The 24,742-nt window shown below is 64.8% G+C and carries 20 protein-coding genes; 14 read left to right on the forward strand and 6 right to left on the reverse strand.

The features are described 5' to 3' along the window. Window positions 1-6 precede the first annotated feature (6 nt). Window positions 7-1,431, reverse strand: a complete 1,425-nt coding sequence (tagH, locus tag ACK1U9_RS21500; RefSeq protein WP_449110171.1) for a type VI secretion system-associated FHA domain protein TagH — start codon at window positions 1,429-1,431, stop codon at window positions 7-9. Between the two features lie 395 nt (window positions 1,432-1,826). On the opposite strand from tagH, the gene tssA reads away from it, so the two are divergent. The 14 genes from tssA (at window position 1,827) to ACK1U9_RS21570 (ending at window position 19,945) form a co-directional block, all read left to right on the forward strand. After that, window positions 1,827-2,864, forward strand: coding sequence for a type VI secretion system protein TssA (gene tssA, locus ACK1U9_RS21505; protein WP_196183447.1), 1,038 nt, complete (start codon window positions 1,827-1,829; stop codon window positions 2,862-2,864). 72 nt (window positions 2,865-2,936) lie between these two features. Continuing rightward, on the forward strand, window positions 2,937-3,452 hold the full coding sequence (gene tssB / locus ACK1U9_RS21510; protein WP_025340314.1) for a type VI secretion system contractile sheath small subunit: 516 nt from the start codon (window positions 2,937-2,939) through the stop codon (window positions 3,450-3,452). Window positions 3,453-3,463: 11 nt separating this feature from the next. Then, window positions 3,464-4,960, forward strand: coding sequence for a type VI secretion system contractile sheath large subunit (tssC, locus tag ACK1U9_RS21515; RefSeq protein WP_322492481.1), 1,497 nt, complete (start codon window positions 3,464-3,466; stop codon window positions 4,958-4,960). Between the two features lie 71 nt (window positions 4,961-5,031). Beyond that, window positions 5,032-5,520: an Hcp family type VI secretion system effector gene (locus ACK1U9_RS21520; RefSeq protein WP_046616247.1), complete on the forward strand. Its 489-nt coding sequence runs from the start codon at window positions 5,032-5,034 to the stop codon at window positions 5,518-5,520. A 70-nt stretch (window positions 5,521-5,590) separates the two neighbouring features. Continuing rightward, window positions 5,591-6,031, forward strand: coding sequence for a type VI secretion system amidase effector protein Tae4 (locus ACK1U9_RS21525; protein WP_025340317.1), 441 nt, complete (start codon window positions 5,591-5,593; stop codon window positions 6,029-6,031). Then, on the forward strand, window positions 6,028-6,468 hold the full coding sequence (locus tag ACK1U9_RS21530) for a hypothetical protein (RefSeq protein WP_449110172.1): 441 nt from the start codon (window positions 6,028-6,030) through the stop codon (window positions 6,466-6,468). Before ACK1U9_RS21525 ends, ACK1U9_RS21530 begins: the two co-directional genes overlap by 4 nt. Further along, on the forward strand, window positions 6,462-6,977 hold the full coding sequence (tssE, locus tag ACK1U9_RS21535; protein ID WP_025340319.1) for a type VI secretion system baseplate subunit TssE: 516 nt from the start codon (window positions 6,462-6,464) through the stop codon (window positions 6,975-6,977). Before ACK1U9_RS21530 ends, tssE begins: the two co-directional genes overlap by 7 nt. Then, window positions 6,974-8,836, forward strand: a complete 1,863-nt coding sequence (tssF, locus tag ACK1U9_RS21540; RefSeq protein WP_085600961.1) for a type VI secretion system baseplate subunit TssF — start codon at window positions 6,974-6,976, stop codon at window positions 8,834-8,836. The genes tssE and tssF overlap by 4 nt, the downstream gene beginning before the upstream one ends. Continuing rightward, the gene (tssG, locus tag ACK1U9_RS21545; protein WP_046616250.1) at window positions 8,833-9,849 is read left to right on the forward strand and encodes a type VI secretion system baseplate subunit TssG; all 1,017 of its coding nucleotides are present in this window, start codon (window positions 8,833-8,835) and stop codon (window positions 9,847-9,849) included. Before tssF ends, tssG begins: the two co-directional genes overlap by 4 nt. Continuing rightward, complete coding sequence (gene tssH / locus ACK1U9_RS21550) at window positions 9,842-12,517, forward strand: type VI secretion system ATPase TssH (RefSeq protein WP_449110173.1); 2,676 nt, start codon at window positions 9,842-9,844, stop codon at window positions 12,515-12,517. The genes tssG and tssH overlap by 8 nt, the downstream gene beginning before the upstream one ends. Before the next feature lie 11 nt (window positions 12,518-12,528). Continuing rightward, a complete protein-coding gene (locus ACK1U9_RS21555) occupies window positions 12,529-14,466 on the forward strand; it encodes a type VI secretion system Vgr family protein (RefSeq protein ID WP_108481708.1) in 1,938 nt (645 codons plus the stop codon). An 11-nt stretch (window positions 14,467-14,477) separates the two neighbouring features. After that, window positions 14,478-14,912, forward strand: a complete 435-nt coding sequence (locus ACK1U9_RS21560; protein WP_046616253.1) for a DcrB-related protein — start codon at window positions 14,478-14,480, stop codon at window positions 14,910-14,912. Between the two features lie 9 nt (window positions 14,913-14,921). Next, on the forward strand, window positions 14,922-19,280 hold the full coding sequence (locus ACK1U9_RS21565) for an RHS repeat-associated core domain-containing protein (RefSeq protein ID WP_108481709.1): 4,359 nt from the start codon (window positions 14,922-14,924) through the stop codon (window positions 19,278-19,280). Between the two features lie 2 nt (window positions 19,281-19,282). Continuing rightward, window positions 19,283-19,945: a hypothetical protein gene (locus tag ACK1U9_RS21570; protein WP_108481710.1), complete on the forward strand. Its 663-nt coding sequence runs from the start codon at window positions 19,283-19,285 to the stop codon at window positions 19,943-19,945. A 115-nt stretch (window positions 19,946-20,060) separates the two neighbouring features. Here ACK1U9_RS21570 and ACK1U9_RS21575 read toward each other — a convergent pair whose 3' ends face one another. The 5 genes from ACK1U9_RS21575 to ACK1U9_RS21595 all read right to left on the reverse strand — a co-directional run. Next, window positions 20,061-20,957, reverse strand: coding sequence for a LysR family transcriptional regulator (locus ACK1U9_RS21575; RefSeq protein WP_085600957.1), 897 nt, complete (start codon window positions 20,955-20,957; stop codon window positions 20,061-20,063). A 72-nt stretch (window positions 20,958-21,029) separates the two neighbouring features. Further along, the gene (locus tag ACK1U9_RS21580) at window positions 21,030-23,066 is read right to left on the reverse strand and encodes a pyridoxamine 5'-phosphate oxidase family protein (protein ID WP_449110174.1); all 2,037 of its coding nucleotides are present in this window, start codon (window positions 23,064-23,066) and stop codon (window positions 21,030-21,032) included. 27 nt (window positions 23,067-23,093) lie between these two features. Then, window positions 23,094-23,723, reverse strand: a complete 630-nt coding sequence (locus ACK1U9_RS21585; protein WP_135002619.1) for a glutathione S-transferase family protein — start codon at window positions 23,721-23,723, stop codon at window positions 23,094-23,096. 174 nt (window positions 23,724-23,897) lie between these two features. Then, window positions 23,898-24,446: a UPF0149 family protein gene (locus tag ACK1U9_RS21590; protein WP_046616257.1), complete on the reverse strand. Its 549-nt coding sequence runs from the start codon at window positions 24,444-24,446 to the stop codon at window positions 23,898-23,900. A gap of 184 nt (window positions 24,447-24,630) precedes the next feature. Beyond that, a partial coding sequence (locus ACK1U9_RS21595) for a hypothetical protein (RefSeq protein ID WP_232881519.1) occupies window positions 24,631-24,742 on the reverse strand: 112 nt, incomplete at its 5' end.

Raw genomic sequence — 24,742 nt, forward strand, 5'->3', positions numbered from 1 at the left:
GTGCGCTCAACTACGTTGCAAACGGTTGCTGTGGGCCTCGTAGGCGCGGCTGAATTCGCGGCCGAACAGTTCCTGGAAATCGTCTTCGGCTTCACGGGAGATCTGCCCGTAAAGCTCGGTGAACTGCTGCCAGCAGTGGGCCTGGCGCGAGCCACCGAACAACTTGGCCAGCCCAGCCGCAGGTGCCAGGCGCTGCTCCAGGCGCGCCGGCTGGAAACACGCAAGCAGGTGTTTGATGGCGGCCTGCACGCCCGCCATCACCGCCAGCTGGTGGGCGCGCACATCATCGAAGCTTTCACGCACGGCCTGGTCCGGCGCCATGAACGCCTGGTTGCCGTGACGCAGCAACAGCAGCAACGCCTCGTCGGCATTTGGGGCGAACTTCAGCGGGTTGTTCTGCACCGGGGCGATGGTGGTCTGCTGCATGCGGAACTCGCCCTTCAGGCTGCTGCGTGCACGCAACACGTCGATCAGGCCCTCCACCATCAAGCGGTAGCTTTGGCCGATGGCCTCCATCTGCGCGGCGGCGTCGGCGGCGTCGATGCGCAGGTGCTCGACACCGGCGCCGCGCAGGAACGCCTGCAGCAACGCATCGCTGCTTGCAGCTGGCGCAGGCGCAGGCGCAGCGGTGGGTGCTGCGACCGGAGCGCTCGCAGCCGGCTGTGCAGGCACTGCCGGAATGGCTGGCGCAGGCGGCGCAGTCGGGGTCTGTGTCTGTGCGGGTGCGGGTGCGGGTGCGGGTGCGGGTGCGGGTGCGGGTGCGGGTGCCGGTGCCGGTGCCGGTGCCGAGCCGAACAGGTTCCAGTCTTCCGGGATCATCCCCGGCGCAGCCGGTTCGACGGTCGGGGCAGGCACCGCCACGGGGGTTGGCGGGCGAAAGTCGTGCTGCTGAGCCGGCACATGGTCGGGCTGGCTGACCGGCGGCACACTCGAGGGGCCAAGGAAGTCGAACAGGTCAGGCAGCGTGTCGTGGTTCGAAGCGCCTTGCAGGAACGCAGCCGGCGCACCGGAAATCGGCGGGGCGGGAATGGCCGGGGCCGCCACCTGGTTGGCCATCAGCGCCTCGAAACTGTGTGCCTGGGGTTCGCCATCCAGGGTGCCGGGCAGGTTCGCGTCGATGCGCGCCTGTATCTCGTATTCCCCAATACGGATAACTTCGCCATCCAGCAACGGCTCACTGTTACCGCGACGCAAGCGAATACCAGCACGAACTAATTCCACACCGTTCGTACTGTCATCGGTCAAAAAATATCGCCCGTCCTTGAACTGGATCACACAATGCCGGGCCGATACCAACCGCTCGGGGTCCGGAAGTACCCAGTCATTATCCGCCGCACGGCCAAGCGTGATGGCACCGGTTTCCAGCCGCATCTCCGGGCATTGCCCGGGAGTAATCTTGTGGTAACTAGTGATAGTTAGGCAAAGTGCCATCACGCCTCCATGCATCCATTTAAAACACCGATCCATCCATTTGAGTTATTTTTCAACAGCCACTCAAATATGGCTGAACCCCTTGATTTACGGGGCTTCACGCCTGCAACCGAACATACGACGGCTATTCAACGCTAACGCCGAGGTTAACTGAATGGAATCGGACGAGCGGTGCCCGGTTACTGCCAACGAATTCACAGCTGGCACTCGAGGGCGCGTAGCTTACCTTGACACGCGCGAATAAATAAACCATAAATGCGCAACTTCGAAGTGCCAAAATAATATCACCATGATATCACCCCGGCACTCTTTGGAAAGTTTGTGCGCCAGTTCACATTTGCAACTTCGCACAACAACACGCCCTCACCAAGGGCCGATATGGAGATCGAATTCTGGTGAATGCATCGCCGCTGCTCGCCGCTGTTTCCGCTGACTTCCCCTGCGGCGATGACCTGGAATATGACGCCGAGTTTCTGCAACTGGAACGTGACGCCCAGGGCCGCCCCGAGCGCGTCATGGGCGACGCCGTCCAGCCTGCCGAGCCACCGCAGTGGCGCGATATCGAGCAGGCAAGCACGGCCTTGCTGCAACGCAGCAAGGACCTGCGCATCACCCATTTCCTGCTTCAGGCCAACCTGGCCCTGCACGGCCTCCCAGGGCTTGCCGCCAGCCTGGAACTGATCCGCGATCTGCTCGGCGAGTACTGGCTGCACCTGCACCCGCAACTGGACGCCGCCGACGACAATGACCCCACGGTACGGGTCAACGCCCTGGCCGGCCTGGCCTGCGACACCAACATCGCGCTGCTGCGTGACGCGGTACTGGTGCGCTCGCGTGCCTTCGGCCCGGTTACCCTGCGCGCGGCGCTGCACGCCGCAGGTGTTCAGCATTTCGCCAGCGAACAGCTCAGCGCCGAGGAACTGGCCGCCGCCCTGCGTGATGCCGACCCCGAGCAGCTGCAGCAATGCCAAGAAGCGCTACAGCTGGCCCGCGAGGCCGTGGACGCCATCGAGAGCCGAGTCAACGACCAGGTCGGGTCGGCCAGCGGTATCGACTTGTCAGCCTTGCGCCAGCCGCTGCGCCTGGTGCAGCAGGTACTGGCTGACTACTGCCCCGACGGTGCGGGCCCTGCCCCGCAAGCCGGTGACACACCGGCTGCGGAGCGCGATGACGAACAGCAGGCGACCGCCAGCGCCGCCCACGGCACACGGCCGGCTGCCCGCCCCGGCGAAGTCAACAGCCGCGAAGACGTGCAGCAGAGCCTTGACCGCCTGTTGCAGTACTACGCCCGCCACGAACCATCAAGCCCACTGCCGGTACTGCTACACCGGGCGAAGAAGCTGGTCCATGCCGATTTCGCAACCATTGTGCGCGACCTGATCCCCGATGGCTGGTCGCAATTCGAGAACCTGCGCGGCCCCGAGGACAACTGACGTCCTCGGCCCGCATCAACACCGACGCCCGCAACGAACAGCGCCGCCGTACCGGCGACCAGGAGGAACAACGTGGCGAAAGACAGCTCCCAGAAATTCATCGCGCGCAACCGTGCGCCGCGGGTGCAGATCGAATATGACGTCGAGCTCTACGGCGCCGAGAAGAAAGTCCAGTTGCCGTTCGTCATGGGCGTGCTGTCGGACCTTGCCGGCAAGCCGGCCGAGCCGCTGCCAGCGGTGGCCGAGCGCAAGTTCCTGGAAATCGACGTCGACAACTTCGACTCGCGCCTGAAGGCGATGAAGCCACGCGTGGCCTTCAACGTGCCCAACGAACTGACCGGCGAAGGCAACCTGAGCCTGGACATCACCTTCGAGAGCATGGACGACTTCAGCCCGGCCGCCGTGGCACGCAAGGTCGACGCCCTCAACCAGCTGCTCGAGGCCCGCACCCAACTGGCCAACCTGCTGACCTACATGGACGGCAAGACCGGTGCCGAGGACATCATCCTCAAGGCCATCAAGGACCCGGCCCTGCTGCAAGCCCTGGCCAGCGCACCGAAACCCGTCGACAACGAGCCCAAGGCCTGAGGAGACAGCCCATGAACGATCCATTGCGCGACGCCCAGGCCCAGCCGGAAGCTGCCACCCAGGACCCGAGCGAGTTCGCCGCCCTGCTGCTGCAGGAATTCAAGCCCAAGACCGAACGTGCCAAGGAAGCGGTGGAAAGCGCCGTGCGTACCTTGGCCGAGCAGGCCCTGGCGCAGACCAGCCTGGTGTCCAACGATGCCATTGGCTCGATCGAGCAGATCATTGCCGCCATCGACGCCAAGCTGACCGCACAGGTCAACCAGATCATCCATCACAACGACTTCCAGCAGCTGGAAAGCGCCTGGCGTGGCCTGCACTACCTGGTCAACAACACCGAGAGCGACGAGCAGCTGAAGATCCGCGTGCTCAACGTCTCGAAGACCGAGCTGCACAAGACCTTGAAGAAATTCAAGGGCACCGCCTGGGACCAGAGCCCGGTGTTCAAGAAGCTGTACGAAGAAGAGTACGGCCAGTTCGGCGGCGAACCTTATGGCTGCCTGGTCGGCGACTACTACTTCGACCAGTCGCCACCCGACGTCGAGCTGCTGGGCGAGATGTCGAAGATCTGCGCCTCGATGCACGCGCCGTTCATTGCCGCCGCTTCGCCGACCGTGATGGGCATGGGCTCCTGGCAGGAACTGAGCAACCCGCGCGACCTGACCAAGATTTTCACCACCCCGGAATACGCTGGCTGGCGCTCGCTGCGTGAGTCCGAAGACTCGCGCTACATCGGCCTGACCATGCCGCGCTTCCTGGCGCGTCTGCCTTATGGCGCAAAGACCGACCCGGTCGAGGCGTTTGCCTTCGAAGAAGACACCGACGGCGCCGACAGCAGCAATTACACCTGGGCCAACGCCGCCTATGCCATGGCCGTGAACATCAACCGCTCGTTCAAGTACTACGGCTGGTGCTCGCGCATTCGTGGCGTTGAGTCGGGTGGCGAAGTACAGGGCCTGCCGGCGCACACTTTCCCCACCGACGACGGTGGCGTGGACATGAAGTGCCCGACCGAAATCGCCATTTCCGACCGCCGCGAAGCGGAACTGGCCAAGAACGGGTTCATGCCGCTGTTGCACAAGAAGAACACCGACTTCGCTGCCTTCATTGGTGCCCAGTCGCTGCAGAAGCCGGCCGAGTACGACGACCCGGACGCCACCGCCAACGCCAACCTGGCCGCGCGCCTGCCGTACCTGTTCGCCACCTGCCGCTTCGCTCACTACCTCAAGTGCATCGTTCGCGACAAGATCGGCTCGTTCAAGGAGAAGGACGAGATGCAGCGCTGGCTGCAGGACTGGATCCTCAACTACGTCGACGGCGACCCGGCGCACTCCACCGAGACCACCAAGGCCCAGCACCCGCTGGCAGCGGCCGAGGTTGTGGTCGAGGACGTCGAAGGCAACCCGGGTTACTACAACTCGCGCTTCTACCTGCGCCCGCACTATCAGCTCGAAGGGCTGACCGTGTCGCTGCGCCTGGTATCGAAGCTGCCTTCGGCCAAAGGGGCCTGACAGCCCCGGGGGCTGCCTGACAGCCCCAACTGCACCCAACCGCCAACCTGACATGTAATACCGAGGACACCATGGCTGTAGATATTTTCATCAAGATCGGCGACATCAAGGGCGAGTCCCACGACAAGGCCCACAAGGACGAAATCGACGTGCTCAACTGGAGCTGGGGCATGTCCCAGTCCGGCAACATGCACATGGGCAGCGGCGGCGGCTCGGGCAAGGTCAACATCCAGGACCTGTCGATCACCAAGTACATCGACAAGTCCAGCCCTAACCTGATGGCCCACTGCTCCAGCGGCAAGCACATCGACAAGGTCAAGTTGACCGTGCGCAAGGCCGGGGGCGAGAGCCAGGTCGAGTACCTGATCATCAACCTCGAAGAAGTCATCATCAGCTCGCTGAGCACCGGTGGTTCGGGCAGCGACGACCGCCTGACCGAGCACGTGACCCTGAACTTCGCCAAGGTCACCGTCGACTATCAGCCGCAGAAAGCCGACGGCACCAAGGAAGGCGGCCCGATCAAGTACGGCTGGAACATCCGCTCCAACGTCAAGATCTGACCGACCGCGCCCGCGCCGCCTTGGCTGGCGCGGGCGCCTTCCCCCACCTCACCCGCTCACGGTGAACCCCATGGCCAAGCCTTCTTTCATCAACCTCTGGAATGCCTACCCGACCGACTCCTCGCCTTGCGACGGCGGCTGGGACAACCAGTGCGCCATTCGCATGAGCATCGCGCTCAACGGCGAGCACACCATCAAGGTGAACGCCGGTACCTACAGCGAACCACGTTGTGCCCATGGCCATGCGCGGGGTGCCGAGTCGCTGGCCAACTGGCTGTGGAAGCACCATCTCGGCGCCCCGCTGCAACTGAGCGGCAGCGCAAGCGACCGCCTCAAGCTCGGCGAAAAGCGCGGCATCATCTTCTTCAAGGACTGCTTCGCCCGTGCCGGGCAGGCATTCGAAAACCGTACCGGCGATCACATCGACCTGTGGGACAGAGGCCGGGTCACAGGCTATTTCGCCGACCAGGCCCATCGTTCCAAGGCCGTCTGGTTCTGGGAGCTGAAATGAAACGTGCGCCCAAAGCCATGCCCGCCCTGCTGGTCGCGTTCGCCCTGAATGCCTGTGCACAGCCACCCGCTCCTTCCTCGAACGCGGCGCCGGAGGTCTACCTTGCCGGGAAAAAGCTTGTACTGGTGAACCACGAAGGCCGCTGCGCGTTGCGCAAGGCCGATGCCTCGCTGTTGCAGCTGGAGATGCCCTGGCCCTGCCAGCTCAGCCCGGAGCGAGATGGCGGCAAGCCTCGCGTGGAGCAGTTCAATGGCGCGCAGATCATCATTGTCAGCCATGTGCAGCCAGACCCGTCACAAACCGGCCGTTGCGAGAGCCAGTACCAGGCTGTTCGCCAGCTGGGCGAACGCCTGGAGCCTTCCATCCTGGCACGTGGTGCCAGCTGTTCGAACGGCCCTGTAGACCAGAAGAACTTCGTGGGGCTGTTCGAGTGGTAGCCGAAATCGCCGCCCGCGACCGTCTGCAGCCCTCGCTGCTGGACCGCCTGACCGACGACGACCCGGGCAACCCGCAGGAAGCACCGGACAAGCGCGTGCTCAGCCTGCACCAGCTCAAGGCCTCGGTACTGCGCGACCTCGCCTGGTTGCTCAACACCACTTCGCTGCTCGACAGCGCCGCCACCCTGGGCACCCCCGCCGGGGCTTCGGTGATCAACTACGGCCTGCCGGCCCTGGCCGGCAACAGCGCCTCGAACATCGACCTGGCCGCCCTGGAGCGCATCATCCACCAGGCCATCGCCACCTACGAGCCACGTATCCTCGCCCATACCCTGAAGGTGCGTGCCCAGGCTGCACCCGGCGAGATGAATGCCAACGCCCTGAGTTTCGAAATCGAAGGCGACCTGTGGGCCCAGCCAGCGGCCTTGCCGTTGCTGCTGCAGACCGAGGTGGACCTTGAGTCCGGCCATGTGCGCGTGGCCCCTGCCGAACGCCGGAGGCGTGCATGAACCCACGCCTGCTCGAGCTGTACAACCAGGAGCTGCAGCACATCCGCGAGAGTGCGGCGGAGTTCGCCCGGGAATACCCGAAGATCGCCGGGCGCCTGACGCTGTCCGGCATCGAGTGTGCCGACCCCTATGTCGAGCGCCTGCTCGAAGGCTTCGCCTACCTCACCGCGCGGGTGCAGCTGAAGCTGGATGCCGAGTACCCGACCTTCACCCACAACCTGCTGGAGATCGCCTACCCGCACTACCTGGCGCCGACCCCGTCGATGACCGTGGTGCAACTGCAGACCGACCCCGACGAGGGGTCCCTGGCCGCCGGGTTCCGCCTGCCGCGCGACAGCGTGCTGCGCGCCAACCTGGGGCGCAACTCGCAGACCCCGTGCGAGTTCCGCAGTACCCAGGACGTCACCCTGTGGCCCTTGCAGGTAGCCCGCGCCGAGTACTTCGGCAACCCCGGCGCGGTGCTCGGGCGCCTGGCCAGCAGCGTGCCGCAAGCCCGCGCCGGCCTGCGCCTGACCCTGCGCAGTGGCGCCGAGTTGCCGTTCGCCAGCTTGCCGCTCAGCCATCTGCCGTTGTACCTCAACGGCGCCGACGAGACCCCGTTCCGTCTCTACGAGCAACTGCTGGGCAGTGCCTGTGCGGTGTTCGTGCGCCAACCCGGCGCCGATTGGGTGGAACGTATTCCGGTCGAACAGGCCCTGCGCCCGTGTGGCTTCGATGACCGTGAAGCGGCGTTGCCGGTGGTGCCCCAGGCCTTCCAGGGCTACCGCCTGCTGCAGGAGTACTTCGCCCTGCCGCAGCGCTTCCTGTTCGTCGATTTTGCCGGGCTGGAGCAGGCCGTACAGCGCTGCACCGGCCAGACGCTGGAAGTGCTGGTATTGTTCGAACGCTTCGACCAGAGCCTGGAGAGCAGCGTCGGCGCGAGCCAGTTCGTGCCGTTCTGCACCCCGGCGATCAACCTGTTCCCGCGCCGTGTCGACCGCCTGCACCTTTCCGATCGGGTGCATGAACACCACGTGATCGCCGACCGCACCCGGCCCACCGATTTCGAGATCCATTCCCTGCAGCGGGTCACCGGCCACGGCACCGGGCCGGATCAGGAATTCCTGCCGTTCTACGCGGTGCGCGACCCGTCGCGCTATGGCCGCGACCAAGCCTACTACATAGTGCGCCGGGAGCCGCGGGTGTTGTCCAGCGACCAGCGTCGCAATGGCACCCGCTCCAGCTACATGGGCAGCGAAACGTTCATCAGCCTGGTCGACGGCCAGCAGGCCCCCTACCGCCACGACCTGCGCCAGCTGGGTATCAGCGCCCTGTGCAGCAACCGCGACCTGCCTCTGTTCATGAGTGTTGGCGACGGGCGCAGCGACTTCAGCCTGGCCGACAGCGCACCGGTCGCCGGCGTGCGTTGCCTGGCCGGCCCAAGCCGGCCGAAGGCCAGCCATGCCCATGACAACCGCGCCTGGCGCCTGATCAGCCAGCTGTCGCTGAACTACCTGTCGCTGGCCGAGCACGGCCAGGGCGCCGCCGCCCTGCGCGAATTGCTGCGCCTGTATGGCGACCCGCAGGACAGCGCCCTGAACCTGCAGATCGACGGCCTGCGCGACGTCAGCAGCAAGCCCTGCACCCGACGCCTGCCGATGCCCGGGCCGATCGTTTTCGGGCGTGGCCTGGAGATAACCCTGACCTTCGACGAAAACGCCTTCCGCGGCACCGGCGTATTCCTGCTCGGCGCGGTGTTCGAGCGTTTCCTGACCCGCTACGTGTCGATCAACAGCTTCACCGAAACGGTACTGCGCACCAGCGAACGCGGCGAGATCATGCGCTGGTCGGCCAAACCGGGGCGCAGGCCGACCCTATGAACACCTTGCAGGCCATGCAGGACGAGCCCTGGGCGTACGATTTCTTCCAGGCGCTGCGCCGCCTCGAAGCGCAATACCCCGAGCTGCCACGCTTCGGTCATTCCCTGCGCCTGGCCGACGAGCCTGTGCGCCTGGGCCAGCGCCTGGACTGCGGGTTCGCCCCGTCGACCCTGGCCTCGGTCAGCGCCGACGGCAACCAGCCGGCGCGCCTGGAGCAGTTCTTCTTCGGCCTCGGTGGCCCCAACGGGCCGCTGCCACTGCACCTGACCGAATACATGCGCGAGCGCCAGCGCAACCATGCCGATTCGACCAGCAAGGCGTTTCTGGACGTCTTCCATCACCGCCTGCTGAGCCTGTTCTACCGTGCCTGGGCCGAAGCCCGGCCGACCGTCAGCCACGATCGCCCGGGGGATGACTACTGGGCCGCGCGCCTGGCGGCGCTCAGTGGCCGTGGCCAACCCGAACTACAAGGCCAGGGCGCACTGGCCGACACCGCCAAACTGCACTGGTCCGGCCACCTGAGCGCGCAAACACGCTACCCGGACGGCCTGTGCAGCATACTGAGCGGCTATTTCGGCGTGCCTGTGACGCTGGAAGAATACGTCGGCCAGTGGCTTGAGCTGCCCGAACGCAGCCAGCTCGGCGTGCGCGCCAACCGCCTGGGCGTGGACCTGTGCCTGGGCCGCTACGCCTGGGACCGCCAGCACAAGTTCCGGTTGTGCCTCGGCCCGCTCAGCCTCGACCAGTACCACGCCCTGCTGCCCGGCGGGCAGGCCTTCGTCGAACTGGCGGCATGGGTCGCCGAATACCTGGGCCAGGAACTGGACTGGGACCTCAACCTGATCCTCGCGCAGGACCAGGTGCCTGCGCTGCAACTCAATGCCGGCCAACGCCTGGGCTTCGATACCTGGCTTGGCCGCCCTCCGCACGATGCACGCGACCTGAAGCTGGCCCGGTATTACGCCGACCAGCCGGCCGCCGCCCACCATACAAGGAACCAGGACCATGGGTGAAATCAGCCGCGCCGCGCTGTTCGGCAAACTCAACAGCATCGCCTACAAGGCCATCGAGGCCGCAACGGTGTTCTGCAAGCTGCGGGGCAACCCCTATGTCGAACTGGTGCACTGGCTGCACCAGTTGCTGCAACTGCAGGACAGCGACCTGCACCGTATCGTGCGCCAGTTCGATATCGAGCCGGCGCGCCTGGCCCGCGACCTGACCGATGCGCTGGACCGGCTGCCGCGCGGTTCGACCTCGATCACCGACCTTTCCTCGCAGGTGGAAGAAGCCGTCGAGCGCGGCTGGGTATACGGCAGCCTGATGTTCGGCGAGAGCCAGGTGCGCAGCGGCTACCTGCTGGTCGGCATCCTCAAGACACCTGGCCTGCGCCATGCCCTGCTGGGGCTGTCGAGCGAGTTCGCCAAGCTGAAGGTCGAGGCGTTGAGCGAACGCTTCGACGAGTACGTGGGAGACTCACCAGAGAACCACCTGGCCGCCACCGACGGTTTCAGCGCTGCGCAGCCTGGCGAGGCCAGCGGCGCCGTGGCGCCTGCGGCGATGGGCAAGCAGGAGGCGCTCAAGCGCTTTACCGTCGACCTTACCGAACAGGCCCGAAGCGGCAAGCTCGACCCTATCGTCGGCCGTGACGAAGAGATCCGCCAGCTGGTCGATATCCTCATGCGGCGCCGGCAAAACAATCCGATCCTTACCGGTGAAGCTGGTGTCGGCAAGACCGCCGTGGTCGAAGGGTTTGCCTTGCGCATCGTCGCTGGCGACGTGCCGCCGGCGCTCAAGGACGTTGAGCTGCGCAGCCTGGACGTTGGCCTGCTGCAGGCTGGCGCCAGCATGAAAGGCGAGTTCGAACAACGCCTGCGCCAGGTGATCGAGGATGTGCAGGCCTCGCCCAAACCGATCATCCTGTTCATCGATGAAGCCCATACCCTGGTCGGTGCCGGTGGCGCCGCCGGCACCGGCGATGCGGCCAACCTGCTCAAGCCGGCACTGGCCCGTGGCAGCCTGCGCACGGTGGCGGCTACCACCTGGGCCGAGTACAAGAAGCACATCGAGAAGGACCCGGCCCTGACCCGTCGCTTCCAGGTGGTGCAGGTGGACGAGCCGAGCGAAGCCAAGGCGCTGCTGATGATGCGTGGGGTGGCATCGACCATGGAGCAGCACCACCAGGTGCAGATCCTCGACGAAGCACTCGAAGCCGCAGTCAAGCTGTCGCACCGCTACATCCCGGCGCGCCAGCTGCCGGACAAGTCGGTGAGCCTGCTCGATACCGCCTGCGCGCGCGTGGCCATCAGCCTGCACGCGGTGCCGGCCGAGGTCGACGACAGCCGCCGGCGTATCGAGGCGCTGGAGGTCGAGCAAGCGATCATCGCTCGTGAAGCCGCCATCGGCGTGCCTACCGGGCAGCGCCAGGCCCAGGCCGACACCCTGCTGGCCGAAGAGCGCCAACGCCTGGCCACGCTGGAAAGCCGCTGGGCTGAAGAGAAAGCTTTGGTCGACCAGTTGCTGGCCACCCGCACCCAGCTGCGCGACCAGGCCGGGGTGGTCGACCAGGACGCGCAGGTGCCAGGCAACCCTGAACTGCGCGAAACGCTGGCCGACCTGCAACGGCGCCTGAGCGCCCTGCAGGGCGAGAGCCCGTTGATCCTGCCGACCGTGGATTACCAGGCAGTCGCCTCGGTGGTGGCCGACTGGACCGGGATTCCGGTGGGACGCATGGCGCGCAACGAGATCGAGACCGTGCTCAACCTCGACAGCCTGCTGGCCAGGCGCATCATTGGCCAGGACCACGCGCTCGAAATGATCGCCAAGCGCATCCAGACCTCCCGCGCCGGCCTCGACAACCCGAACAAGCCGATTGGCGTGTTCATGCTCGCCGGCACCTCTGGCGTGGGCAAGACCGAGACCGCACTGGCCCTGGCCGAGGCGCTGTACGGCGGTGAGCAGAACCTGATCACCATCAACATGAGCGAGTTCCAGGAGGCCCATACCGTCTCGACCCTCAAGGGCGCCCCACCTGGCTACGTCGGCTACGGCGAAGGCGGGGTGCTGACCGAGGCCGTGCGCCGCCGGCCGTACAGCGTGGTGCTGCTGGACGAGGTGGAAAAGGCTCACCCGGATGTGCACGAGATCTTCTTCCAGGTGTTCGACAAGGGCGTGATGGAGGACGGCGAAGGCCGCCAGATCGACTTCCGCAACACACTGATTCTGCTCACCACCAACGCCGGTACCGAGCTCATTGCGCGCACCTGCAGCGACCCGCAGGCCCTGCCCGACCCGGACGCGGTGGCCAGCCAGCTGCGCAAGCCGCTGCTGGAAATCTTCCCGCCGGCGCTGCTCGGCCGCCTGGTGACAATCCCCTACTACCCGCTCAGCGACGCCATGCTCAAGGCCATCACCCGCCTGCAACTGGAGCGCATCCGCAAGCGCGTGGAAGGCACGCACAAGGTCGGCTTCGCCTACGACGAAGGGGTGGTGGAACTGATCGTTTCGCGCTGTACCGAAACAGAAAGCGGTGGCCGCATGATCGACGCCATCCTCACCAACGGCCTGCTGCCGGACATGAGCCGCGAGTTCCTTACCCGCATGCTCGAAGGCAAGCCGCTGACCAGCGTGCGCATCAGCCGCCGCGAAAACGACTTGCACTATGACTTCGGCACAGCCGACTGACAGGACGGACCATGCTGTTCACGCAGTTCACGCGCCTGGCGCAGATCAACAGCCCGTTGGGGCCGGACAAGCTGATCCTGGCCGAAATGGGTGGCAGCGACGAGCTCGGCCGCCTGTTCGACTATGAGCTGCAACTGACCAGCGACGACCCGGCCATCGACCTCAATGCCCTGCTGGGCAAGCCGATGAGCTTGAGCGTGCAGCAGGGCCTGGGCACCTCACGCTACTTCCATGGCATCGTCGCCCGCTGCAGCCAGTCGGTGGACCAGGGCCAGTTCGCCAGCTACCGGGTCACCCTGCGCCCCTGGCTGTGGCTGCTGACCCGCACCAGCGACTGCCGCATCTTCCAGCACCTGAGCGCGCCGCAGATCATCAAGCAGGTGTTTCGCGACCTGGGCTTTTCCGACTTCGAGGATGCCCTGAGCCGCAGCTACCGCGAACGCGAATACTGCGTGCAGTACCGCGAGACCAGCTTCGACTTCGTCAGCCGGCTGATGGAAGAAGAAGGCATCTACTATTTCTTCCGCCACGAAGCGCAGCGCCACGTGCTGGTGCTGGCCGACGCCTATGGCGCTCACCCGCAGGTGCCTGGTTACGAAAGCGTGCCCTACTACCCGCCGGACGGGCAGCACCGCGAGCGTGACCACATCAACGACTGGCACCTGGCCCAGGAAGTCCAGCCTGGTTCGCTGGAGCTCAACGACTACGACTTCCAGCGCCCCAGCGCACGCATCGACGTGCGCTCGGCCATGCCACGCCCGCACCAGGCCGGTGACTACCCACTGTACGACTACCCCGGCGCCTACCAGCAAAGCCAGGATGGCGAACACTATGCGCGTACCCGCCTGGAATCGCTGCAGAGCCTGCACGAGCGGGTCGAGCTGCGCGGCAACGCCCGCGGCCTGGGCAGTGGCCACCTGTTCAGCCTCAGCGGTTTCCCCCGCCAGGACCAGAACCGCGAGTACCTGATCGTCGGCGCACGCTACTACGTGCATCAGGAGCGTCTGGAAAGCGGCACCGGCAGCAGCGCAGCGCAATTCGAAAGCAACCTCAGCTGCATCGACGCACAACAGAGCTTCCGCCCGCAGGGCAGCACCGTGCGGCCGATCGTCAAGGGCCCGCAGACCGCCGTGGTGGTCGGCCCCGCTGGCGAGGAGATCTGGACCGACCAGTATGGCCGGGTGAAAGTGCACTTTCACTGGGACCGCCACGACCAGTCCAACGAGAACAGTTCCTGCTGGATCCGCGTATCGCAGGCCTGGGCCGGCAAGAACTGGGGCTCGATGCAGATCCCGCGCATCGGCCAGGAGGTGATTGTCAGCTTCCTCGAAGGTGACCCCGACCGGCCCATCATCACTGGCCGCGTCTACAACGCCGAACAGAGCGTGCCCTACGACTTGCCCGCCAATGCTACGCAAAGCGGCATGAAGAGCCGCTCGAGCAAAGGTGGCAGCCCGGCCAACTTCAATGAAATCCGCATGGAGGACAAAAAGGGCGCCGAGCAGATCTACGTACATGCCGAGCGCAACATGGACACCGTGGTCGAGCAGAGCGAGACGCTGGCCGTCGGCATCAACCGTACCCAGACGGTGGGCATGCTGGAAACCATCACCATAGGCCAGGACCGCATCCGCGCCGTGCGCCGCGACGACATGTTGCTGGTCGGCGCCAGCAAGACCGATAGCGTCAGCACCAGCTACCTGATCGAAGTGGGCGAAAACCTGCGCCTGGTGTGCGGCAAGAGCGTGATCGAGCTCAACGCCAGCGGCCAGATCAATATCAGCTGCGAGCAGTTCAGCTTCCATGCCAGGCAGAACGGCGAGATCAATACCGACGGCACCCTCGACCTGAACGTCGGCAGTGGTGCGCAGACCGCGCCCGACAACCAGGGCGTGAAAAAGACCATCGACGACTCGGTGAAGGCGATCTTCTCCGGCTCCGACCAGTAACGAGACCTGTCATGAGTTATCGCGTCAACGAATTCCGCCTGGCCTTGCCCGATGCCGCCGTGCAGGACAGCAGTATCAACATCCTGCGCTTCGAGGCGCTGGCTACCTCGCTGATCATCAGCCGCAGCCTGCTGGCCGAAGGCGAAACCTTGCAGAGCAATTTCGATGGCCAATTGCAGCGCCTGCAGCAGCAGGTCAAGGACCTGCGCATGCAACCCGCCCAGGCGGTGCAGGTAGGCGCCGGGCAGGCGATCGCCGCCATCGAGCTGAGCAGCCAGTTCAGCAAGGGCCAGGAGAAGGTCTATCAGTACCAGCTGGCCCTGGTGCTGCCTGGCACGCGCAAGATGTTTGCCCTGAGCTACGTCAAGGCCAGCCCGCTGGGTGCGACCGAAGCGGCGCACTGGGCAAGCATCAAGCAGTCGCTCGACTTCGACAACCTGGGCTGATCGCGCACCATGTCCGACGCTCTGTGGGCCGCCCGCGAAGGCGACGCGCTGATGCACACCTCGATGCTGGCCGACATCGTCGGGGGTGTGCTGGAAATCGCCGCCACGGTGGCCATCGGCGCCCTGGCCACGGCTGCCGTGGCGGCGGCATTCGGCCTGACCGTGGCCACCGGTGGCCTGGGTTGCTTCGTGCTGGGCGCAGTGGTCGGCCTGGTGGTCGGTGTGGTCATGGCCAAGACCGGCGCCGATACGGGCCTGAGCCGATTATGCGAGGGCATCGGCAATTTCCTGTTCCCGCCGTCGGTGCAGGCCAACATCATCAGTGGCTCGCCTAACACTCGCACCAACGGCAAGCGCGCGGCACGTGCCGCCGGCGTCGTCACCGGCCCGCCGGCACCGCTGGAGCAGGCCGGCGCCGAGGCTGGCGAGGCGAAGGAAGAAACCTTCCTCGACATGGCCAAGGGCTTCTTCTCGCAGATGTGGCGGCCGACCGTAGCCACGCCCGCTGCCAATACCTTGCCAGCCCCGGACGACAAGGTACTGTGCAGCAAGCACCCGCCGATGCCACCGCAGTACCTGGCCGAGGGGTCCAGCAAAGTGCTGATCAATGGCCACCCGGCCTGCCGCAGCGGCGACCGCAGCACCTGCGAAGCGGTGATCGTCGATGGCGGCCTGGTGTCGAACAACGTGCGCATCGGTGGTGAGCCGATCGTGGTGCGCGAGATTCGCAGCGGCAAGACGCCGGGCATTGGCCTGGCAGTGACCGCGTTGATGCTGCTGCGCGGGCGTGGCGGCAAGTTCTACAGCAAGTTCGGCTGCATGTTGGTGGGCGGCGTGAGCAGCGTGGTTACCGGCCAGGTGACAGGCGCCCTCACCCAGGCCATGGCCGGTTCGCCCAACCCGGTACATGCCGCCACCGGCGGCAAGGTCCTGTGTGGCGAGGAAGACCTCGACTTCACCGTGCAGGCAACCCTGCCAATCGCCTGGCAACGCTTCTACAACAGCCATGACGAGAGGGTCGACGGCCTGTTCGGCGCGGGCTGGAGCGTGCCCTACGAAGTTTCGGTGCAGGTTGGTGCAGACGATCACCTGGTGCTGATCGACGAGCAGGCACGCCGGGTGGACATGGGCATCATTACCTTGGGTGATGCGGTGTTCAGCGTCGGTGAAGGGCTGAGCGTACGCCGGGCGCACAACGGCGAACTGCTGACCGAAAGCCGCGAAGGCGAGTATCGGCTGTTCCAGCCGACCCCGGGGCGGCCCGATCGACTGCGCCTGAGCCAGATCGGTGATCGCAACGACAACCGGATCTATCTGGACTACGACAACCAGGGCCGCCTTTGCCAGTTGCGCGACACCTTCGACCAGGTGCGTGTCAGCCTGGGCTACGGCGAACAATGGCCACGACGGGTGAGCCACATCGACTTCCATGCGGCGAGCGGCGAATCGCAACGCCTGGCCAGCTATGGCCATGACGCCAATGGCGACCTCGCGCAGGTGCTGGATGGCACAGGCCAGCCGTTGCGCAGTTTCGCCTATGACGCCGCCCGACGCATGATCGAACACCGTACCGGCGGCGGCCTGTGCTGTTTCTACGAATGGGCGCAGCACGAGGACGGTTGGCGGGTGGTGCGGCACTGGACCAACGGCGGCGACAGCTACGCCTTCGAATACGACGTGACCGCAGGCATCACCCGGGTGACCGACAGTCTTGGCCGCGTTGCCGTGCGCCACTGGAACCAGCAATACCAGATCACCACCTATACCGATGCCCTTGAGCGGACCTGGCGCTTCGAGTGGAATGACGAGCGCCAGTTGCTTGCGGCCAGCGACCCCATGGATGGACGCTGGCAGTTCTTCTACGATGAATCGGGCAACCTTGCCGAGACCGTCGACCCACTGGGGCGTAGCGAGTCGACCGAGTGGCTCGAGCATTGGTCGCTGCCGCGCAGCCAGACAGACCCGGCAGGGCAGCGTTGGACCTTCACCTATGACCAACGCGGCAATTGCACGCGCCAGACCGACCCGTTGGGCCAGCACACCCGCTATCGCCATGACAGCCAGGGCAACCCAGTCGAAATCATCGATGCCAACGGTTCCAGCCGCCACCTGCGCTGGAACGAACGGGGCCTGGTGGTCGAACAGCGGGACTGCTCCGGCTACCTGACCCGCCTCGCCTACGACCCCTTGGGCCACCTGCAATCGATTACCGACGCCCAGGGCGAGCGCACCGAGTACCAGCATGACGACAAAGGTCGCTTGCGCAGCGTGACCTTGCCCGATGGCCGCAGCGAAGCGTTTGCCCTCGATGCCAGCGGCCTGTTGACCCAGCACATCGACACGGCAGGTCACGTTACCCAATACCGGCGTAACTGCCGTGGCCAGCTGGAGCTGCGCATTGATGCGCTCGGCCGGCAGGTACGCTACCACCATGACAACTGTGGGCGCCTGCTCGCGCTGTACAACGAAAATGGCGAGGCCTACGGTTTCGAATGGGATGCAGGCGACCGGCTGATTGCCGAGCGCGATCTGGACGGTGGCATGAGGCGCTACCAGTACGACCCGCTGGACAACCTTGTCCAGGTCACCTTCCTGCCTGCGCCGGGCAGCGAGGACGCGCCCATCATTCACCGCATGGCATATGACGCAGGCCGTCGCCTGCTGACCCGCCACACCGATGAGGGACGCACCGACTACTGCAACGACCCACTGGACAACGTGGTTGCGATCCGCCGTACCGCCGTGGATGGCCAGGTCGAGGAACTGGGCTTCGCTTTCGATGCACTGGGCCAGTTGCTCGAAGAACACAGCGCGCAGGGCAGCGTGCAGTACCAGTACGATCCGCTCGGCAACCTCACCCGCACGCGAGTACCCGACGGCCGCTGGATCAACCGCCTGTACTACGGTAGCGGGCACCTGCACCAGGTCAACCTCGATGGCAAGGTGGTGTGCGATTTCGAGCGTGACCGTGTTCACCGGGAAACACTGCGACTGCAGGGCAACCTGGCGATCCAACGCCAGTACGACCGTGGCGGGCGCCTGCGCACCTTGCTCCGCCGCCGGACAGCGCAACCCAGCCGGCTGCCGGCGCCAGACCAGCAGCGTTATCAGTTCGACGCAGCCGACCAACTGGCCGTACGCGAGGTGCAACACCCGGGCAACGGGTATTTACAGACTTTTCAGCACGATGGCTGCGGCTATGTCCTGGGCCGTCAGGACAGCCCGACCGGCCAGCGCGAAGCGTTCCGCTACGACCCGGCTGGCAACCTGCTCGACCCGGTGGCGGCCAGTGCCGGGCTGGTCCGGCACAACCGCGTGCTCACCTTCGAGGACAAGCGCTATCGCTACGATGGCTTCGGTCGCCTGGTGGAAAAGCGCAGCCGCCGACGCGGCACGCAGCTTTTTCGCTATGACGCCGAGCACCGGCTGGTCCAGGTACGCAACCTGCAAGCCGGGCGGGAGCGCATCATAGACATGCGCTACGACCCGATGGGCCGGCGCACGGAGAAGATCGAATCGACGCTCGACGGCCAGGTGGTCAGCCGCACCCGCTTCAACTGGAGTGGCCTGCGCCTGCTAGGTGAGCAGCACAATGGCCGGCAGGCGTTGTACCTGTATGAAGACGATGGCCACGAACCGCTGGCCCGGGTGGATGGCCTGGGCGCTCACCAGCAAGTGCTGCATTACCACAATGACATCAACGGCCTGCCGGAGCAGTTGACCGATGACACCGGCGAGGTCGTGTGGTCGGCGCGCTACCTGACCTGGGGCGCAGGTTGGGATGAACAGCGCGCCACCCGCCTGCCGGAAGAACAGAACCTGCGCTTTCAGGGCCAGTACCTGGACCGCGAAATCGGCCTGCACTACAACCTGTTCCGCTTCTATGACCCGGAGATAGGTCGCTTTACCCAGCCTGACCCAATCGGTCTGGCCGGTGGTTTGAACCTTTACGAGTATGCCCCGAACCCCTTCACATGGATTGATCCGTGGGGACTGCTCAAAGAAGGCGAAACCGCAGGCTATGGTGCCAAGGTGCACCGAGGCGATGGCCTTGAAGCCCATGAAATTCTGCGTAACAAGTTCTTACAGGATGCCGGTCTGGCACCGAAAAACCGCAGGATGCGTGGCAACCCTTCGATTGCCCTGACGCCTAAGCACCATGACCAGGTACATGCCGCAGAGAACCGGTTGCGCAAGGCAATGGGCCTCAAGCCTAACCAGATGCTCAAGAGCGGCAAGCTTGAGATCCGTTTGATGTCCAAGGCTATCTACCAATCGCTGGTCAGCCAGGGAGATGTCACAATCCAACAACTCAGGACGGCCCGGCGTTACGCCAAGTCGTTCGCCAAAAGCAAAGGGTGTTACTAGCCATGAAGAAAATCGTGTTGTCTCAACAAGATCGCGGCTTCGGTCAGATCGGCGGTGCGCCTTTGCTCAAGGACCTATCCTTGTGGCCAGCCAACCCGCAAACCGGTGGGTTGCTGACGCCCATCCTGACCCTGACCGAACAGTTCCAACCGGCCCGGTTCGTCCCGCCAGGCATGGCTATCACCGTTTTCCTTGCCGTCGAGCAACAGCAGGACGGTAGCTTCAGCCGCCCGCTCCAGCGCCGCTATACGGTCAATCAGCAGTCGGAGCTGCAGAAGGTCATCAGCAGTGGCTTTGCCCGGGTCATCCTGCATGAGCTCGCCAGCCAGCCACTGGAGTCCAGCAACCCGCCCTTGCTGCTGGAGCGAGCGTTCATCGATTTCGAAGAAATGACCGACGAGGAGCATGACGAGGAGCATGAGGACGAGGACAGCGGGATCGGCCTGAGCAAACCCAGCGGCCGGCCCTGCTGGCTGCAAGACCCGATCTATGAACCACCGCGCTACATGTTCATGATGCAGCTGGTGGACGCCGACGTGGCCGAAGCCAGTCCGCAACATGTTGGGCTGTTTGGCGAAGGTAACGGCTACCTGTTCGTGGACATGCAGGCGCGCCGTGGCAAGGAAGGCGATGACGCCGGGTTCTTCTTCATTCAGTTCACCTGAATCGGCAACTTCGACCACCCGAGAGCGGCCAGGGCTGAGGAGCCCCACATCAACATTTACCATTTGGACAACACGCCATTCCCTTGGGGAGACTCGGGCGCGGCATTGGATTGAATCAGTCCAGCTGCCGAGCCCTCAGCGCCTGCGCCAGCATGTCAATGAAGGCCCGGACCTTGGCTGAACCATACTTGCTCTCCCGGTGCAGTATATGGATTGGCCACGGCGCCTCTTCGTATTCGGCAAGGATCACCTGCAACTGCCCACTGGCCACCTCTTCCGCGACCTGATACGACAGCAGGCGGGCAATGCCCAACCCGCCGCTGGCCGCAGCGATGGCGCCGTCATTGCTGGTCACCGTCAAGCGGGGCTTCATGCGCACCAGAGTCGGCTCATCGGTTACTCCGAAACGCCAGCCGGCTCGCGGCGACAGGTTGGTGGTGCCGATCACCGCATGCTCCGCCAGGTCGGACGGGTGCTTCGGCACGCCGTGGCGCGCCAGGTACTCGGGAGAGGCGCACAGCATGCGCCGGACCCTGCCCACCCGCAGTGCTTTGAGCCCGGAGTCAGGCAAGGGGCCGATACGAACAGCCACATCCATGCCCTCTTCGACCATGTTGACGATGCGGTCGAGGAAGTAGGCGGAAACGTCAACCTCGGGGTACTGCTGCAGGTAGTGGACGATGCACGGCATGACGAACTTCTTGCCGAACAGGATGGGCGCAGTGACGGCCAGGTCGCCCTTGGGCGTGGCGTTGATGCCGGCGGCGGCTTCGTTGGCCTCGTTGATGCTGGCGAGGATATGCCGGGTGTCTTCCAGGTAGCGGCCCCCGGCTTCGGTCAGGCGTACGCTACGGGTGGTGCGCAGCAGCAGCTTGACCCCCAGCTGATCTTCCAGGGCGCTGACGGCACGGGTGACCGCGGCTGGGGAGATGTCCAGGCGGCGGGCAGCGGCAGCGAAGCTTTCCAGCTCGCCTACGGCGACGAACACCTTCATCAGGTGGATCTGGTCCATGCGGGCTCCTGGGGCTATGAAGTACCGGAATTATCTTTCATCTGAGCGTTTTGGACAGGGGACCGAGCACGATCAGATATCCAGCACCAACGCCTGCACCCCCTCCTCGACCCGGGCCGGCACGGCACAGCAGATCAGCACCGAGCCCGCCTCCGGCAGCTCGGCCGGCGGGGTCGGGTAATGCACCTGGCCACTGACCAACCGGGTCTTGCAGGTACCACACGACCCACCTCGGCAACTGAACTCCGGCGACAATCCGCGAGCCTCGGCCAGTTCCAGCAGCGTCCCGCTACCCGGCGCCCAGCGCGCCTCCTTGGCTGAAGCCGCAAAGTACACCGGTACCGGCTCGCTGGCAGCAGGTGGCTGCTGCAGGGTGGGCTGGTCATCGTCGGTGTGCCGCCGGAGCGTCGACGGGCCAAAGGCTTCGGCATGGATCCGCGCATCCGGCACATGCACCCCGCGCAGCCCTTCATACAGGTCCTGAGTAAAACTGCCCGGGCCGCACAGGTAGAAATCGTAGTCGTCCAGCGCCAGCGTCGCCTTGACCTGCTCGATACCCAGCCGACCGGCAAACTCGTAATCACGCCCCGCCAGTGCATCCTCTTCCGGCTGGCTCAGGGCGCGGTGCACGTGCAGCAGGCCACCGGCCTGTTGCCGCAAGCTTGCCAGCTCCTCACGGAACGGCAGGTCGGCCAGGCTGCGTGCACCATGGAACAGATGAATGCGCCGTGCCTGACCCTTGCTCAACTGCTCGCGCAGCATGGCCAGTAACGGCGTGATACCCACACCCGCGCCAATCAGCACCAGCGGCCGTGTGCTCTGCTGGTCCAGTGTGAAGCTGCCCATCGGCGGGCGCACGTTCAGCACATCGCCTGCCACGACGCGCTCATGCAGGTGCCGCGAGGCCGGGCCCTGCGCTTTGACGCTGATGCGCAGATAACCGTCGGAAGGCGCGCTGGACAGGCTGTAGGTGCGGATCAGCGCCGCTTCGCCGTCGAGCTGGACTTGCACCGGAACATGTTGCCCTGGCGCAAAGGCCACCGCACTGCCGGCGGGCGGCTCAAGGTAGAACGAGCGGATATCGCGGCTTTCCTGCTCCACCCGCAGCACACGCCAGGCCTGCCATTGGCGCTGCCGCTGGCGTTGCTGCAGGCGTATGTCGGCCTCGGCCCAGGTGCCGGTCATCAGGCTGGTCGGCGCGGACTCCTTGAAGGCCCAACGCAGGGAAACGGCAGCCCGGCGGCACACCACCTGCTCGATCTCCAGCGTCCACAAGCGCTCGGCACCTTCGAATGCCTGGATGGCGGGGCTGTCCAGCAGCAACTCGGCATGCCCGTATAGCTGCAACACGTTGCCGTTGCTGAAATCGATGAACAGCAACCCTGCTTGCGGGTTCACCAGCAGGTTGCCCAAGGTGTTGAAGTGCAGGTTGCCAGCATAGTCGGGAATGGTCAGGCGGTTGCCTTCGACCTTGATGAACCCGGGCCGCCCGCCACGGTGGGAGACATCCACCGAGCGCTGGCCGTCGTCATGCTCGACATAGCTGGCGACAAAGAAGGTGTCGGCTGCCTGGATCATGCTGACAGCCGAGGCATCGAGTGTCGTCGCATCGACACGCCCTTGGGCGGGTTCCGCGACACGGGTGTAGTCACGCAGCTGGATGTACTGCGGGCAGTTGCCAAAGGATTGCTCCACAGTCACCTGCAGTTGCCCGTCGCCGGCCTGGCGGATCTGCCCGTTGAGGCGGTTGCGCCGGCGGGTGTGCAGTTCGATCCCCAGCAGGCCGACCGCCTGCCCGGCAGCCAGCCCCTGGGTAGCGGGATCGTCTGCTGGCAGTTGAGTGTCGATCGTCAGCTGGCGCGGGTCCGGCGAGCTGACGAAACCTTCCGGCCCTTCCAGCAGCGTTGCCCAGGGCCGCCCCAGTGCGTCCACACTGGCGGCGACCATGAACGGCAACTGGTGATAGAAAATACGATGCTGGTCGGGCATGTAGTCACGAATGACCTTCTGCCCGAACGCCTCCATGCGCTCCGCGACACCGACTTTTTCCTGCAGGGTCTTCTCCCCCGCATGCCAAGGCGAGGAGTGGTGGTCCGGGTTCTGTTGCATGGCGGCGTTCCTCGCTGTGGCGGGATGTCAGGCGCTGGTCTGCAGGCCGATCACGGTGCGTGGCATGGGCACGAAGCCCGGCAGCGCCTCGACCCGCGCAAGCCAGCTGCGTACGTTGGCATAGGGCTCCATCGATACATTGCCCTCCGGTGCGTGGGCGATGTACGAGTAGTTGGCGATGTCTGCGATGGTCGGGGTACTACCCGCCAGGAAGGGTGCCTTGGCCAGTTCGGCGTCGATCACCTTGAGCAAGGTGTGGGCGCGGGTAATCACTTCATCGGTATTGAACGAAGCACCGAATACCGTCACCAGGCGGGCAGCGGCAGGGCCGAATGCCAGCGGGCCGGCAGCGATCGACAACCAGCGTTGTACGCGGGCGGCGGCGGCAGGTTCTTCGGGCAGCCAGGTGCCGTTGTCGTACTTCTTCGCCAGGTAGACGAGAATGGCGTTGGAATCGGCAATCACCGTGCCGTTGTCATCAATGACCGGCACCTGGCCGAACGGGTTCAGCGCCAGGAAGTCGGGCTGTTTGTGTGCACCTTTGGCCAGGTCGACAAAGACCAGCTCGGTGGGCAGCTTCAGCAGCGAAAGCATCAGCTCGATGCGGTGGGCGTGGCCGGACTTGGGGAAGTTGTAAAGCTTGATCGGGTTCGACATGGGCTTGGCTCCTGGTCAGCTCCGGGGTGGGCTGATGGAGCACATGCTGCACGGGTTTGCCTGGCAACAGAATCAGTGCGCCAGGGAAACCATAATTTCGCATGGCGGAATAATCGTGGCACACGCGCCGGCCAGAGCCCCTGCAAGCGTCCGCCTCAGGGGCACCCGCTGGATTCAGTGCCGGTTGAAGTACCGGAACAATCCACGTGCAGCCTCGACCACCTTCGGTACGCAGGCCTGGATGTCCTCTTCGCTCATCTGGTCCAACAGCTCGAAGTTATCCTCCAGCCCATGCAGCGAAATGGCCTTGAGCAACTGATCCTGCTCCGCAGGCAGCGGCTCCCAGCCAGCGACCTGAGTGCCGCGCATGTAGCCAAAGCACCACTCCTCCATCACGACCACCGTGCCCTGCTCGCCTTCGCTTTCCTCGAACAATGGCTCGAACCGGTCGATGTCATCGCTCAGCTCTTCGGCTACCTGGTTGGCGTAGCGCAGCATCAACGCCGTATAGGCCTCTTCATGCGCCGGCTTCTTGAATTTCGGCACCTTGCCACCTGCCACTACGGGCAGCCATTGCTCCGGGGTGACGGTGACCGGCGAGCTGGCCAGCGCCGTGAAAAAGCCATTGAGCTCGGCCAGGTTCAGCACCGAGTAATCGTTGCCGTAGGTGATCAGCAGGTCTTCGAGGCGGTCGAGTTCTTTTTCGCTGAGGGCGGGTAGCATGGGTGGACATCCTGGGAAGCAAAAGTGTGTGCACCCTAGCACAGAACCGTCCAAGGGCTACCCGCGGTTGCAGAAACACGGGCAGCCAAGCGTCAACATAAAGGGGTTATTGCCATCAGCCGACAGCCACCGGATCGGGAAATACCGGTGACCGCCGGATAGGCATCAACTGGACTGTTACGCTTTACACCGCCAGCGCGCGCTCACGCAGCTCGCTGTTGAGGATGCGGTCGTTTTCGCTGTAATCGACCGGGCAGTCGATCACGTGCACGCCCGGGGTCTTGATGCAGTGCTCG

It is taken from the genome of Pseudomonas sp. XP1, assembly GCF_053557675.1.